We start from the raw sequence: 13,737 nt of genomic DNA, 5'->3' as shown, positions 1-13,737 counted from the left end.
GCTATGCGTTATGATGTCGCAGTAATCGGTGGTGGCCCCTCAGGAGCCGTAGCAGCCGCCGTACTGGCCAAAGCCGGAATATCAACCGTTCTCATTGAACGAAACCTTGACAACGTCAAACCCTGCGGGGGAGCAATTCCTCTTGGTCTTATCGAGGAGTTCCAGATTCCTGCCGAATTGATAGAAAAAAAGCTCTCCCGCATGAGAGCCCGCTCTCCAAAAGGGAGGATCATTGAAATGCATATGCCGAACGGCTATGTCGGCATGGTACGACGCGAAAAATTTGATCGCTATCTGCGTTCTGAAGCTGAACGGGCCGGAGCCGTCATTGTTGAAGGACTGGTCAAATCCATCTCACACTCGGGAGACGGCTTTGTCATCAATACACTCAACGACAAGGTGGCGCCACTGCGAGCTCGCAAGATTATCGGAGCCGACGGCGCAAACTCAAAAACTGCCGATGAACTGCACTTTCCGCTCAACGAACTGAAGGTGATTGCCATGCAGCAGCGATTCAAATACACCCCGGCCATCCAGAAATTCAGCGATATCGTTGAAATATGGTTTGACGGCGAGGTCTCTCCTGACTTTTATGGGTGGATTTTCCCCAAGGCGGATCATCTGGCAATCGGTACCGGGACAGAGGACAAGCGGCACAACCTCAAGGCGCTCCAGAAACGCTTTATTGAAAAAATCGGGATCACCGATGCCCCCTATCTTGACGAAGCTGCAAAAATCCCGATGAAGCCACGCAAATCATTTACCCAGGAGAAGGCGATCCTTGTCGGAGACGCTGCAGGACTGGTCACACCGGCAAACGGAGAAGGAATCTTCTTTGCCATGCGCTCCGGAAAACTTGGGGCTCAGGCCATGATTGAGCATATAAAAAACAAGACCCCCTTGCAGAACTATGAAAAAGAGTTCCGCAAGCTCTATGCTCCGATCTTTTTCGGTCTTGAAGTGCTGCAGGCAGCCTACTACCGTAACGACCGACTGAGGGAGAGTTTTGTCGCCATATGCGCCGACGATGATGTACAGCAGATAACCTTCGACTCCTATCTCTATAAAAAAATGGTGCCTGCTCCCTGGTCAACCCAGATGAAGATCTTTTCCAAAAATATCTACCACCTCATCAAGGGCTGCTAAATGTTACTCTCTCTTCCCAACTGGATTATCCATCTCTCATCAGCGCTTGAATGGGGAATTGCTGCCGCACTGCTCTTCCACTATGGAAAAATAACGGGGCGGCGCGACATTCGCCTCTTTGGCCTCGCCATGCTGCCACACTGGAGTGGCAGCTTTTTTGTACTGGGTTATCACATCTCCGGTGACACCATTCCGATACTTCTCGATATGTCGGAACTCATCAATCTCTTTGGCAGCACAGCTCTCCTGCTCGCCACACTGAACCTGCTGAAAAGCACCAAAAAAACCTCAGCAACCAGTTATACTGCCGCTCTTGCTGCCATCATGATTGCCGGAAAACCACAATCCTACCTTGGGGCCGATATCTTTGACGCGATTCTCCAACTCTCAAGCGTAGTTTATATAACCTTTCTGGTACTGCTGCTGAAAGTCTGGCGCCGTGACCGGACAATTTTTTCCGGTCTGACTGTTGCCGGCTTCTGGTTTGTGCTGATATTCATCTCAGTCACCATCTTCTGCATGTACCTCGCCACCGTCGTCAGAGGGTATCCAACACTTTCACACGACGACCTGCTGCACGGATTGGCCGAAAGCCTGCTGAGCATCAGCAACCTCATGATTGCCATCGGTGCTCACCGTAAAATCAGGGAGTATAAACGGGAACAACTGAATGCCATTCAGGGATGAAGAATCCGTGAATAACCACGGGAATCAGAAAAGAGCCAAACGGCTTTTTTGACCGCCGTGTCATGCCCAATTTCTACCGTTCGTGCAATACGATCATTGAAATGGCGGAGAATTTCCACTTCAAGAGCCTGGGCAACATGCTCCGACTCTGCTGTAATCTCCTGCTTCTTGAGCCGATCGATCTCCTGCTGAAAAGCAGTGACACTCTGAGAATCACTCTCCGTATTTGTCGACTGAACCTTCTTCATACTCTCCCGCAACTCATTGAAACGGCGTTCGGAATCGGAGGTGTAGACAAATTTCCTGCGCTGCAGAAAATCAGCAAACGATACCATAACCGCCGCACGGTCGAGTGGCTGCACAGGCATCACCGGGTTCAGGGAACGATACGCGGAAGAAAAAAGAAAGATGAGGCCCCTCTTGTTCAGCTCCGAAAGATAAGGAGAGGTAACCGGTTCAGGGAGCTGGATATCGGGCAGAATACCACCTCCGCCATACACTTTTCTCTTTCCTTTGGTATAGAAAATCTGAGTTGCCGTCTCTCCCTGCGGTACGGGAATCACCTTGCGCGATTCACGCACCGCATTATTGACCTCTTTCTGGATCAAACGGCCCGAAGGAGTATAGTATTTCGACGTCGTCAGCTTCAGTGAGCTATTATAGGAAATCCGTATAACCGACTGTACCAGCCCTTTGCCATAAGAGCGCTCGCCAATAATAACCCCGCGATCAAGATCCTGAATCGCGCCAGCAACAATTTCAGCCGCTGAAGCACTCTGGCTGTTGATGAGAACCACAAGGGGAAGAGCGGGAAGCAGCGGAGGAGAGGCGGTTACATAGGATTTAGCCATTTCCGGAGAACGTCCCCGAATGGATACCACTTCACTGCCTTTACTGACAAAGAGCGAAGCAACATCAACGGCAACATTAAGCAATCCTCCCGGATTATTTCTGAGATCAAGAATCAGGCCTTTAAGCTGAAAATGCTGCTCTGAGGCCTGACGCAAAAGGCCCTGAATGGCTTCACGCAGATCATCCATCGAATGGGAACCGAAACTCTTCATCTCGATATAGCCCGTACCGTCAAGAATACCGGAATAACTTACGGTGCTCACCCGCACCTCCTCCCGCATCAGTGTCGAGGAAAAAGAGGGGACGCCCTGACGCTCAATCAGGAAGGTAATCGGTGAACCGGCAGGCCCCTTGATCAGGGTTTTAACCTCATCCAGCGACATTGTCCTGATCTCCCGACCGTTGATAGCAACAATAGTGTCCCCAATCCTGAGGCCCGCTTTTGCCGCAGCATAGCCATCAACAACCGATGTAACATAAAACAAAGTGTCAACAGAGGCAATCGTAATGCCGATACCGGCATAGTGCCCGCTGGTCAGCTCATCGAGTTCATCCGCATCATTTTCGTCCAGAAAAACCGTATACGGATCAAGGGTACGAAGCATGCCATCGATACCGGCATACATCAACCCACTGACATTCAGCGTATCAACATAGCCTTTTGAGACCTCACTATAGACCTCACTGAAAAGGTCAATACTTTTGACAATATCAAAATACTCTCTGTCAGCAGAACTGGCAGAGTCAGCGGGAGCCAACCGGGCAGGCTCCGCTGAGAGGAGGAGTGCAGGAGAGTGTGCTGAAAAGAAAAAAAATGCGCCCATAAGGGCCAGCAAACCCTGTCGCAAAGAGCCTCTCCACAACCAGCCCCTGCTCCTCTTTTCGTTGCTCTGCATGCGTTTATCTGAGAGCCTCTTCAAGGGCTGTAGCGCTATCGGTCCTGTCGTCACGGTATTTGATAATCAGCGGTGTATAGATGGAAAGCCCGTGTTCAGCAGCAAAATCCCCCTTGATCTTTCGTGATCCGGCAACAACAACCGCCCCGGCAGGAATCACCAGCGGAGATTCGGAAGTTTTGCGGTAAATGGTATTCAGGGCAAGATCGTAAACAGGAGTTGACCCATTAAGAATCACCCCGGTGCCAATAACCGCACGCTCCTTCACAATGGTGCCCTCATAAATGCCACAGTTACCCCCGACCATCACCTCGTCCTCAATAATGACCGGCATGGCGCCGATCGGCTCCAGCACACCACCAACCTGAACACCAGCCGAAAGATGCACCTTTTTACCGACCTGTGCACAACTACCCACAAGGGCATGGGAATCTATCATGGTACCCTCATCAACATAGGCACCAACATTGACATAAGCAGGAGGCATCATCACCACCGAAGGCGCCAGATATGATCCATCACGCACAGCCGATCCTCCGGGAACAATACGGACATTATTGGCAAGCGTAATCTTTTTAAGCGGATAGGTATCCTTGTCGATAAAAGCAAACCCTGTCTCATGCTCATCAAGCGCAACATAACTCTCCTGCAATCTGCCAAGGCGCATACCAAGCAAAATTCCCTCCTTGACCCAGGAGTTGACCCGCCACTCTCCTTCAAATTTTTCCGCAGCCCTCACCAGCCCCTCATTAAGCAACTGCTTGAACTGATTAAACACACGCCTTGCTTCCGGAATTTCCCAGAGCGCAGACGCGCCAAGTGAAGAAAAACCCAAAATCGCATCTTTTAAAGAATCATACTGTCCCATAACACACATTCTGCTCTGATTACTGATTAGATATCGCCATATTCGGCGGTAATATCCTTGTTATTTTTTCTGCTGTAGAAGCGGAAATCGTCGCTTCTGAGACTTTCATCCGGCTTCACCTGAACAAAAAGCATGTGCTGGAGAAACCACTTCAACTCCGTTTTCATGTCACTGTTCTGCAACGGCTCAACCACAGTCGGACTGACATAAAGGTCAAGCTGCTGAAATTTCATATTGTGCTGAAGCGCATACTTCCTGAGCCAGCGCTCAATCTGGTTAATGGTCGTAAACCTTGCCTGCACCACCCCGGTACCTCCACATGCAGGACACTGATCGCCCATCCGCTGCATCAAACTTGGACGAATTCTTTCCCTGGTAATCTGCATGATACCAAAATCAGACATGGGAAGAATATTTGATTTCGCCCGATCATTGCGCAATTCGGTTTTCATGGAATCATAAACCTTCTTGGCATTTTTCTGATCAAGCATATCGATAAAGTCAACAACAATAATGCCGCCGATATCACGCAGCCGCAACTGCCGCACAACCTCCCGCGCCGCCTCAAGATTGGTTTTCAGAGAGTTCTCCTCCTGCTCCCGCTTGGCTGCATACCTTCCACTGTTGACATCAACAACCACCATCGCCTCGGTATGCTCAATAATGATATAGCCACCCGACTTAAGCCATACCTTGCGCGAAAAGATCGACTCAACATCCTTGGCAATGCCATAGCCTTCGAACAAGGGAAGTTTTCCCTGATAGAAGGTGACATTTTTCACCATCTCAGGCGCAGCCCACTGAATGTAGTTCAGCGTCTCCTTGTAAATAAGTTGTGAATTGGCAACAATCTCCGTGACATCAGAGGTAAGCGAGTCACGCAAAACACTCGATATGATCGTATCCTCCTTGAAAATCAACTGGGGAGGGGCAGCATCCTGCAGCTTTTCCTCAATCTGCGTCCACTTGGCAAGAAGCTTCTCAAGATCCTGCTTCAGCAACGTCTCCTCCTGATCTTCAGCAACAGTGCGGATAATGGCCCCAAAACCTTCAGGAAGCATGGAGCGCACCAGCTTTTTCAGTCTTGAACGCTCTTTGCGGGCAACAACCCTGCGGGAGACAGCTACCTGCCCTCCACCAAAAGGAAGCAGCACCATGAAGCGCCCGGCAATCGTAATATCAGAAGTAAGGCGGGAACCCTTGCTGCTGATCGGCTCCTTGATAACCTGCACCAGAATGGAGTCATTCGGCTTGAGCTTGCCAGCAATCATCTGTGTGTATGACTGCCTTTTCTCAGCCCGATCCTGATCATCTGCCGAAGGGGCCTTGCTGCCACTGCGGGCAGCCGACTTAACATTTGCACCCGCCGCCGGTTCATCACCACTGCGTGCACCCTGCGGCGCATCATCGCCATCATCCACACCGCCATTCTCATCATCATCATCATCCTCAATCAGCGCACGATAATCCTCATTTGTTGTGCCGACATCGGAAAAATGCAAAAAGCCATCCGACTTCTGGCCGATATCAACAAAGGCCGCCTTAAGCCCCTCCACAACCTTATGTACCCTGCCAAGATAAATATCACCAATACTCCTCCTGCTTTCGGGACGCTCAATAATCAATTCAACCAGACGTCCCTCCTCAACCAGTGCAACCTGTATCTCGTCACCGGTTTTGTTCATCAGCAACTGCTTATTCGAACTCTTCTTCATTTGCACACTCTTTAATAATGGCAAGAACCCGGGGGATTCCCCCCTGTTACAACTTCTCTAAAAATAAACAACAACACAGAACGGATCCCCAAAACCACGCCGCTCCCTTACAGGGAACATTCTCCAACTGATAACTCTTTTTTGTTTCATCCGCCCAGCGACAGCCGTCAGGCGGAAAAATGAGCCGAATGGCCTGCAGATTGACGATCAAGATAAGAAATAATAGACAGGAAACCGCCAAAACCGGCACAGAGGAGGCTGCGCACATGCGTCGTTACGATCAAGAACCAAAGCCCTTCTTGGCGGCTTTCTATTTGCAAGATTTCTTTGAAGTTATGTACATTGAACGTATCAGTTTTTTCGTGTTGCGTTTCACTCCTTTCACGTTATGCCGGATAAAAATTCTCTGAACCAAACTCCCGAACAGAAAGCTCGTGACGCCATCGACTGCCAACTCATGGCGGCAGGATGGGCTGTTCAGGAAAAGAGCCGGATCAACTGGCCGGGGAAATAATCGAAAACCTCGAAGCCGGGCTGGCAAGCTTTCAGGAGATTCTGGGGGTGCTGAACAGAGATTGAACTTACCCGCACCCTTATGCGATGAAAATGGTCGGGAACTCTTTTCCCATCCGGCCTCTCAGGAATTGCAGAAAATGATGGATTTCAGGTTGTCATGGTGGCAAAGGAGATTTGACTGACTAAAAGCACTCAGATGGTAATTTTTTTTCAACGTGATTTATTTTTTACATTTATTAGTTGCGTTTTGATATCACTTAGTGATACTTGTTCGTGCATAAAAAACAGCAAAAAATTTTAACCAGGATCTTTGAAGATCCGGTACGCTCTGACGTGAAGTGGTGCGATATTGAAACGCTGATACAGGGTCTGGGAGCAGAAATTTCCGAGGGAAACGGATCAAGAGTACGGATTTTTTTGAATGGGGTTCGTGCAGTTTTTCACAGGCCGCATCCCGAAAAGGAGTGTGACAAAAGTGCGCTTAAATCAATAAGACGTTTTTTACAAGAAGCAGGAGTGGAGTACCATGCTGAACTATAAGGGATACACAGGGCATATTGAGTTTGACGATGAGGCCGGTCTGTTTCATGGCGAGGTAGTCGACACGAAAGATGTCGTCACCTTTCAGGGACGCAGTGTTGATGAGATCGTGCAGGCGTTCCGGGATTCTGTCGATGATTATCTCGAATTTTGTGCAGAGCGGGGCGAAAAACCGGATAAGCCATTTTCCGGTAAATTTGTACTGAGAATGAACCCGGAACTGCACCATGCCATTCATCTGAAGGCAATAAAAGCAGGAAAAAGCCTAAACAAATGGGTCAATGATACACTCCAGTCAGCCTGAAAAAGGCTCCATCTTTTGAGAAAGATAAATACAGGATGTGTACTTTTTCTTTTCGTAACGCAGATTAATCTTTCCACCGATGATTACCGACACAACCCTCGCCTTTCTCCGTGAGTTGAAGGGCAATAATGAGAGAGTCTGGTTCACGGAGCACAAGAGCGAGTACCAGCAGGCTTATGGTGAGATGCTCGATACGGTGCTTCAGCTTCTTGTGGCGATCTCTGCGTTTGACCAGGGTATTGCCCTCTCCGGCCTTGATCCAAAGAGCTGCATGATGCGCATCAACCGGGATATCCGGTTTTCAAAAGACAAATCTCCCTATAAGACGAATTTCTTTGCCTTCATCAGCAAAGGCGGAAGGAAAGGCCCCCTCGGAGGTTACTACCTCCACATCGAGCCGGGTGCAACGTTTGCCGGGGGAGGCATCTATATGCCCGAAGCCGCCGTTCTGGAAGAGCTCAGGCGGGAGATTGATGCTCATTTCGCCGAGTGGCAGTCACTCATTGCTCAAAAAGAGTTCTCTTCTCATTTTCCGGAAGGGATCCTGCCTTCAGGGAAGCTGGTCAGGCCGCCAAAGGGGTATGACAGCACGAATCCGGCAATAGAGTATCTCAAGTTCAAGGGGTATTACACCCAGCGCTTTTTCACCGATGATGAAGTCACCAATCCCGGATTTGTGGCGGAACTTGCCAAAACATTCGGTGTAGTGAGCCCCCTTGTCCAGTTCCTGAATGGTGCTTTATCAAGGGAGTGAGAGGCATCAAGGGTTTTCACTGCATGTCAGGAATGTGCCACTTTACAACAAAGAACCGAGGCAAGAAGAAGAGATGATTACCGATTACGAATGGCCTCTGTGGCAAACAACGGCACTTGTCTGCGGTATTGACGAGGCGGGCCGGGGGCCACTTGCCGGGCCTGTGGTTGCGGCGGCGGTTATCTTCCCTCGCTGGTTCAGGCCGGTTGGTACGATACTTGAGAGGGTGAATGATTCAAAGAAGCTCTCGGCGGCCGAGAGGGAATTGCTTGCCCCTGCCATCCGGAATGCGGCGGCTTTCTGGGCGGTTGCTGAAGTTGATCCTGAGACCATTGACCAAATCAACATCCTCCAGGCGACCATGCTTGCCATGAACCAGGCTGTTGCAGCATTACCGATCCAGCCAGAGCTGCTTCTTGTTGACGGCAACCGGTTCCGCACGGAGCTCCCAATCCCTTATGAAACTGTTGTGAAGGGTGATTCGAAGGTCTTTTCAATTGCGGCTGCATCGGTGCTGGCCAAAACCCATCGGGATGAGCTGATGGTGGCGTACGCCAGTGAGTACCCGCAATACGGTTTTGAGCGCCATGTCGGCTACCCCACCAGGGCGCATGTCGAAGCTATCCGCCAGCATGGACGCTGCCCGATTCACCGCCAGAGCTTCAGGCTTCGTCAACTGGGTGAAAAGCCATGACTACAGGGTACGACCCGCATCTGCTCGGTCAGGAGGGTGAACAGCTCGCGGTTAACTACCTTGTCCAGAAGGGGTATCGCATCCTTGAGCGCAATTACCGTTTCCATCGCAATGAGATTGATATTATCGCCCGGCAGGGCAAAACACTCTGCTTTGTTGAGGTAAAAACCCGCCTCTCTTCTGCCAAGGGGCACCCGGCTGAAGCGGTGACACTCCAGAAACAGCATGAGATCATCAAGGCGGCACGGGCTTACCTTGCTCTCCACAGCGCAGGGGAGTGCGACTGCCGCTTCGACGTGCTTGCAATTCGCGTGCAACATATGGAGGAAAAACGGATAAGCTCGTTTATTATTGAACATTTTCCCGATGCTTTCTGGGCTTGATTCCTCGCCGATAGGCAAGCATTATGACGGCATTTTTATTATCTTGAGGTTCAATTTCCATCTCACCAGTTATAGCTGACTATTATGCAGGAAGACGATATCCTTTCCCTCCCGACACCTCCGACAGAAGCGAGCTACGGAGCAACCAACATCCAGGTTCTTGATGGCATCGAGCATGTCCGCATGCGCCCTGCCATGTATATTGGCGATATTTACAGCCGTGGCCTTCACCATCTTGTCTACGAAATTGTCGACAACTCGATTGATGAAACGCTTGGTGGCTTCAACGATTATATCTTTGTCTCCCTGAATCCTGATGGATCGGTTACGGTGATTGACCATGGTCGGGGTATTCCGGTGGATATTCATCCGGAAAAGCAGAAATCGGCGCTTGAGCTGGTCATGACGGTCATTGGCGCTGGCGGCAAGTTCGACAAGGGGGCATACAAGGTCTCCGGCGGTCTGCATGGTGTTGGCGCTTCGGTGGTCAATGCCCTTTCGGAGTGGTGTGAGGTCGAGGTCTCCCGCGACGGCAAGCTCTATTTCCAGCGCTTTGAGCGGGGCGTTCCACAGGGTGATGTCAAAGTTATCGGCAGTTCAGACCATCGCGGTACAAAAACCACCTTTCTGCCTGACCATCTTATTTTCAAGACTACCGAGTTACGCAAGGATATCATTATCGACCGTATGCGGGAGCTTGCATTCCTCAACAAAGAGCTCTCGATAACGGTGCAGGATACTGAAGGGTTCCAGGAAATCTTCCATTATGAAGGCGGAATCAAGGAGTTTGTCCAGTTTACCGATCAGAACCGCCTCAACCTGCTCAAGGAGCCGATCTATCTTTACGGCGAACGGGATAGTACCATTGTTGAAATAGCGCTCCAGTATAATGATACCTATCAGGAGAATGTCTTCAGCTATGTCAACAACATCAATACGCATGAGGGAGGCACACACGTTACCGGCTTCCGCAAGGCTCTGACCAGAACACTTAATGCCTATGCGCAGAAGAACGATTTGCTGAAAAACCTGAAATTATCCCTGACTGGTGATGATTTCAAGGAGGGGCTGACTGCAGTTATCTCCGTCAAGGTGGCTGAACCGCAGTTTGAGGGGCAGACCAAGACCAAGCTTGGAAACTCAGAGACGCAGAGCATTGTCGAAACCGTCATCAATGAGCAGTTGTCGGAGTTTGCCGAAAGCAATCCGAATGTGCTCAAGATGATTATTGAGAAGGTGAAGGGTGCAGCCATGTCGAGAGAGGCGGCCCGAAGGGCAAAGGAGCTTACCCGCAGAAAATCGGTGCTCGAAAGCTCTGGCCTTCCAGGAAAACTTGCTGACTGTTCGATCAATGACCCGGAGCATTGTGAACTCTATATCGTCGAGGGTGATTCGGCAGGCGGCAGCGCCAAGCAGGGTCGCGACCGGAGCTTCCAGGCAATTCTTCCTCTTAAAGGTAAAATTCTGAATGTGGAGAAAGCCCGGCTGCACAAAATGCTTGAGAACGAGGAGATCAAGACCATCATTCTTGCTCTTGGCACCAGTTTCGGTGAAGAGGAGTTTTCGGTTGAAAAACTGCGGTATGGCAAAATCATCATCATGACTGATGCTGATGTTGACGGAGCACACATCAGAACTCTGCTCCTGACCTTCTTCTTCCGCTACATGCGTGCCCTGATTGAAGCTGGCAGAGTCTTTATTGCCCAGCCTCCGCTTTACCTGGTTAAATCAGGCAAAGATCAGCAGTATGCATGGGATGATGAGGAGCGCAACAGTATTTCAGATGGCATGAAGAAGATGCAGAAGGGTAAGGCGAATATCCACATCCAGCGATACAAGGGTCTTGGAGAGATGAATCCTGAACAGCTCTGGAGTACCACCATGGACCCGGCTCACCGCTCACTCCTGCTGGTCAACGTGGAAAACGCCATGGAAGCAGACCAGGTATTTTCCACGCTTATGGGAGACAAGGTTGAACCCCGGAGAGAATTTATCGAGAAAAATGCACGTTACGTCCGCCGCTTAGATGTCTGAAGTACGGACGTAAACCTCCTTGCGGAGCTGCTCCACCCACTTGATAAAGATCTGCTGATTTTTATCCGCGAGTGCCAGCTCTTCGAGGTACGCATAATCTTTTTCGGTATTAAGCTTATGAGCTGGAATGCGCTCATTCAACCGGTATATCGCATAGAACGGCTCACCCTGTGGCGGATCGATTTTCTGAACCTCACTGATATCTCCGCTCTTCTGCAATGTTGAGAGGATCTGCTGCAATTGAGGGCGTAACGCAAGAGGTGAAAACAGTGGATTTGATGACCCCGACAAAAGAATCGTACCTCCCTGCGCTGCAGAAGCTGGATCTTCGGAATATTTTTTTGCCATATCAGCAAAAGTCTCTTTGCCACCCAGAACATCAGCACGCACGGCGTTGAGCTGCCGGGTCACCGATGAAAAATCTCCTGACTTGCGATCAAATCCAATGAGAATATGGCGAACATGGATCGAATTCGGCTCTTTGCTGAGCAACTGAATAAGATGATATCCATAACGGGTCTCAACGATATCAGAAATTTTTCCTTCATTGAGAGCGTAGGCTGCATTCTCGAAACTCGGTATAAGCTGACCTTTCGCGACAAAACCAAGATCACCTCCTGACTGGGCTGAACCTGGATCCTGGGAGTACTGCCTTGCCATAGCAGCAAAATCGGCGCCACCTTTGATCTCCGTCCGAATCCGCTCCATCGTTGCAAGCGATTGTGCCTTCTCCTCCGCCGAAACGGGGGGATATTTGAGAATCTGGGAAACAGAGACCTCTTCAGGGATCTGGGGGATCTGCTCCTTGTTCGCCGAATAGAATGCCATCACTTCATCATAACTGACAGTAACCCCTGCGCTCTTTTTGCGCCGTAGCGTATCGACCAATTGCTGATTGCGCAGCTCCTGGCGAATCCCCTCAAGAATACCGGCAGAGGACTTGCCAAGACGGCTCTCCATATCAGCTTTTGAGGTGAATTTGGTACCCAGCTCCCTGAACCGTTCGCTTGCCGCAGAGGATATGGAATTTTCATCAATGCTGACACTGTCAATTTTGGCTTTTGCAAGGATGATTTTCTGATCAATCAGCCCATCAAGTATAGAGCGTGACAAACCATTGTTTTTGGTCAGTTCGGGATACTGCATGCGAGCCATGAGTTCCCTTGAATCTATTTCTGATTTAAAGATGACCTCATTTCCAACTACAGCAACAATCCGATCAGCCATGTCGGCAATGGCTGGCGCTTGCAGAGATGATGATCCGATAAAAAGCAGCAATGCGGCTTTCCCAAATACTTTTTTCATGCCCTGGTTTTCCTTACTGGTGAATGTTTATCGAGTTCCCTTGCCACTATGGGGACAAGGGAAAAAAGTGAATAAAAGAGCAGAGTGATCAGAACACATTCAGGATACCTTGCTTCCCCGTAAACGGACGGAGCTTTTTGTAATCCTGAGCCAATCATAGACAAGAGGTGCCGCCACAAAGATTGAAGAGTAGGTACCAATCAGGATACCAATAAAGACGGCAAAGGCAAAACCCCTGATTGCCGGTCCGGCAAAGATAAAGAGTACAAAAACACTGATCAGCGTCGTCCCCGAGGTGATGATTGTACGATTGAGAGTCTGGTTCATGCTTTCATTGAAAATCCTTTCATATTCAGAGGGTTTCTGACCCCGGATCCTCTCTCTGATACGGTCATAAACCACAACGGTATCGGTAATGGAGTAACCTGCTATGGTGAGGAAAGCCGCAATGATACTCTGATCCATTTCAAGGGGCATAAACGCAAAGAGGCCGCCAAGAATACTGAAAATTCCGAGAACTGTCAGCACATCATGCAAAATCGCAAGAACACCCGTTGCGGCAAATTTTGTTTCAAACCGGATGCCGACATAAATAAGAATCGCAATAAGGGCTGCAACAAGAGCTTTAACCGCAGACCATTTCAAATCGGATGCAATACTCGGACCCACAGCATCAATGCGAACAATTTCATGACGATTATCCTTGATCCGATCATTAAGTGCATTGGATACAAGCGATTTCAACTCCCCCGTATCTCCCTGGAAAACCGTGCTGAACAGAAAGGAGCGATCCATACCATACTGCTTCAGCGTGCCTGAAACACCTGCCGCATCAAGTATCGAACGAATCTGGCCGACATCAGCATCTTTCTCGAAGCGTATCACCACTTCAGAACCTCCCCTGAAATCAATACCGTAGTTCAGCCCTTTAACAGCGAGAGAAACAAGGCCCGAAACAAGCAGAACAAGAGAAAAACCGTACGCAATTTTACGATATCGGATAAAGTTAAAGCTGGTATTATGAAAGATCCTCATGGGTTGAA

At 49.6% G+C, this 13,737-nt stretch carries 14 protein-coding genes; 9 read left to right on the top strand and 5 right to left on the bottom strand.

The genetic code is table 11. The features are described 5' to 3' along the window. Positions 1-3 precede the first annotated feature (3 nt). A complete protein-coding gene (locus tag AC56AD_RS00130; RefSeq protein WP_012506884.1) occupies positions 4-1,146 on the top strand; it encodes a geranylgeranyl diphosphate reductase in 1,143 nt (380 codons plus the stop codon). After that, positions 1,147-1,833: a DUF3593 domain-containing protein gene (locus tag AC56AD_RS00125; protein ID WP_012506883.1), complete on the top strand. Its 687-nt coding sequence runs from the start codon at positions 1,147-1,149 to the stop codon at positions 1,831-1,833. On the opposite strand, the gene AC56AD_RS00120 is transcribed toward AC56AD_RS00125, so the two are convergent. Genes AC56AD_RS00120 through AC56AD_RS00110 form a run of 3 tightly spaced genes read right to left on the bottom strand, consistent with a single transcriptional unit; the run spans position 1,824 to position 6,164 of the window. Beyond that, on the bottom strand, positions 1,824-3,581 hold the full coding sequence (locus tag AC56AD_RS00120; RefSeq protein WP_012506882.1) for a S41 family peptidase: 1,758 nt from the start codon (positions 3,579-3,581) through the stop codon (positions 1,824-1,826). The two genes, AC56AD_RS00125 and AC56AD_RS00120, sit on opposite strands and share 10 nt — an antisense overlap. A 4-nt stretch (positions 3,582-3,585) precedes the next feature. Further along, a complete protein-coding gene (locus tag AC56AD_RS00115) occupies positions 3,586-4,449 on the bottom strand; it encodes a 2,3,4,5-tetrahydropyridine-2,6-dicarboxylate N-succinyltransferase (protein ID WP_012506881.1) in 864 nt (287 codons plus the stop codon). Positions 4,450-4,475: 26 nt separating this feature from the next. Further along, complete coding sequence (locus AC56AD_RS00110; protein ID WP_012506880.1) at positions 4,476-6,164, bottom strand: Rne/Rng family ribonuclease; 1,689 nt, start codon at positions 6,162-6,164, stop codon at positions 4,476-4,478. Positions 6,165-6,552: 388 nt separating this feature from the next. Between AC56AD_RS00110 and AC56AD_RS00105 the strand changes: the two genes are divergently transcribed. The 7 genes from AC56AD_RS00105 to gyrB all read left to right on the top strand — a co-directional run bounded on the left by AC56AD_RS00105 (position 6,553) and on the right by gyrB (position 11,389). Beyond that, positions 6,553-6,678 carry a hypothetical protein gene (locus tag AC56AD_RS00105; protein ID WP_263053215.1) on the top strand — a complete coding sequence of 42 codons (126 nt, stop codon included), beginning with the start codon at positions 6,553-6,555 and terminating at the stop codon, positions 6,676-6,678. A gap of 275 nt (positions 6,679-6,953) precedes the next feature. Beyond that, on the top strand, positions 6,954-7,220 hold the full coding sequence (locus tag AC56AD_RS00100; protein ID WP_012506878.1) for a type II toxin-antitoxin system HicA family toxin: 267 nt from the start codon (positions 6,954-6,956) through the stop codon (positions 7,218-7,220). Continuing rightward, complete coding sequence (locus tag AC56AD_RS00095) at positions 7,207-7,524, top strand: type II toxin-antitoxin system HicB family antitoxin (protein ID WP_012506877.1); 318 nt, start codon at positions 7,207-7,209, stop codon at positions 7,522-7,524. Before AC56AD_RS00100 ends, AC56AD_RS00095 begins: the two co-directional genes overlap by 14 nt. Positions 7,525-7,603: 79 nt before the next feature. Continuing rightward, on the top strand, positions 7,604-8,278 hold the full coding sequence (locus AC56AD_RS00090; protein ID WP_012506876.1) for a DUF2461 domain-containing protein: 675 nt from the start codon (positions 7,604-7,606) through the stop codon (positions 8,276-8,278). A 73-nt stretch (positions 8,279-8,351) separates the two neighbouring features. Further along, the gene (gene rnhB / locus AC56AD_RS00085) at positions 8,352-8,972 is read left to right on the top strand and encodes a ribonuclease HII (RefSeq protein ID WP_012506875.1); all 621 of its coding nucleotides are present in this window, start codon (positions 8,352-8,354) and stop codon (positions 8,970-8,972) included. Next, a complete protein-coding gene (locus tag AC56AD_RS00080; protein WP_012506874.1) occupies positions 8,969-9,355 on the top strand; it encodes a YraN family protein in 387 nt (128 codons plus the stop codon). The genes rnhB and AC56AD_RS00080 overlap by 4 nt, the downstream gene beginning before the upstream one ends. Positions 9,356-9,439: 84 nt before the next feature. Next, on the top strand, positions 9,440-11,389 hold the full coding sequence (gene gyrB, locus AC56AD_RS00075) for a DNA topoisomerase (ATP-hydrolyzing) subunit B (RefSeq protein WP_012506873.1): 1,950 nt from the start codon (positions 9,440-9,442) through the stop codon (positions 11,387-11,389). Here the strand turns inward: gyrB and AC56AD_RS00070 are convergent. Both AC56AD_RS00070 and secF read right to left on the bottom strand, forming a co-directional pair. After that, entirely contained in the window at positions 11,378-12,694 is a 1,317-nt protein-coding gene (locus AC56AD_RS00070; protein ID WP_012506872.1) for a peptidylprolyl isomerase, read from the bottom strand. The two genes, gyrB and AC56AD_RS00070, sit on opposite strands and share 12 nt — an antisense overlap. A 99-nt stretch (positions 12,695-12,793) precedes the next feature. Then, positions 12,794-13,729 carry a protein translocase subunit SecF gene (gene secF / locus AC56AD_RS00065; RefSeq protein ID WP_012506871.1) on the bottom strand — a complete coding sequence of 312 codons (936 nt, stop codon included), beginning with the start codon at positions 13,727-13,729 and terminating at the stop codon, positions 12,794-12,796. Positions 13,730-13,737: the final 8 nt, after the last annotated feature.

It is taken from the genome of Pelodictyon clathratiforme (assembly GCF_982375515.1).
The sequence above is the reverse complement of the archived record's forward strand: the minus strand, read 5'-3'. Positions and strand labels throughout refer to the sequence as shown.

Bases quoted from the DNA above. Each gene is read 5' to 3' on its own strand.
- AC56AD_RS00130 (WP_012506884.1), top strand. From the start codon at position 4: ATGCGTTATGATGTCGCAGTAATCGGTGGTGGCCCCTCAGGAGCCGTA.
- AC56AD_RS00125 (WP_012506883.1), top strand. From the start codon at position 1,147: ATGTTACTCTCTCTTCCCAACTGGATTATCCATCTCTCATCAGCGCTT.
- AC56AD_RS00120 (WP_012506882.1), bottom strand. From the start codon at position 3,581: ATGCAGAGCAACGAAAAGAGGAGCAGGGGCTGGTTGTGGAGAGGCTCT.
- AC56AD_RS00115 (WP_012506881.1), bottom strand. From the start codon at position 4,449: ATGGGACAGTATGATTCTTTAAAAGATGCGATTTTGGGTTTTTCTTCA.
- AC56AD_RS00110 (WP_012506880.1), bottom strand. From the start codon at position 6,164: ATGAAGAAGAGTTCGAATAAGCAGTTGCTGATGAACAAAACCGGTGAC.
- AC56AD_RS00105 (WP_263053215.1), top strand. From the start codon at position 6,553: ATGCCGGATAAAAATTCTCTGAACCAAACTCCCGAACAGAAAGCTCGT.
- AC56AD_RS00095 (WP_012506877.1), top strand. From the start codon at position 7,207: ATGCTGAACTATAAGGGATACACAGGGCATATTGAGTTTGACGATGAG.
- AC56AD_RS00090 (WP_012506876.1), top strand. From the start codon at position 7,604: ATGATTACCGACACAACCCTCGCCTTTCTCCGTGAGTTGAAGGGCAAT.
- rnhB (WP_012506875.1), top strand. From the start codon at position 8,352: ATGATTACCGATTACGAATGGCCTCTGTGGCAAACAACGGCACTTGTC.
- AC56AD_RS00080 (WP_012506874.1), top strand. From the start codon at position 8,969: ATGACTACAGGGTACGACCCGCATCTGCTCGGTCAGGAGGGTGAACAG.
- gyrB (WP_012506873.1), top strand. From the start codon at position 9,440: ATGCAGGAAGACGATATCCTTTCCCTCCCGACACCTCCGACAGAAGCG.
- AC56AD_RS00070 (WP_012506872.1), bottom strand. From the start codon at position 12,694: ATGAAAAAAGTATTTGGGAAAGCCGCATTGCTGCTTTTTATCGGATCA.
- secF (WP_012506871.1), bottom strand. From the start codon at position 13,729: ATGAGGATCTTTCATAATACCAGCTTTAACTTTATCCGATATCGTAAA.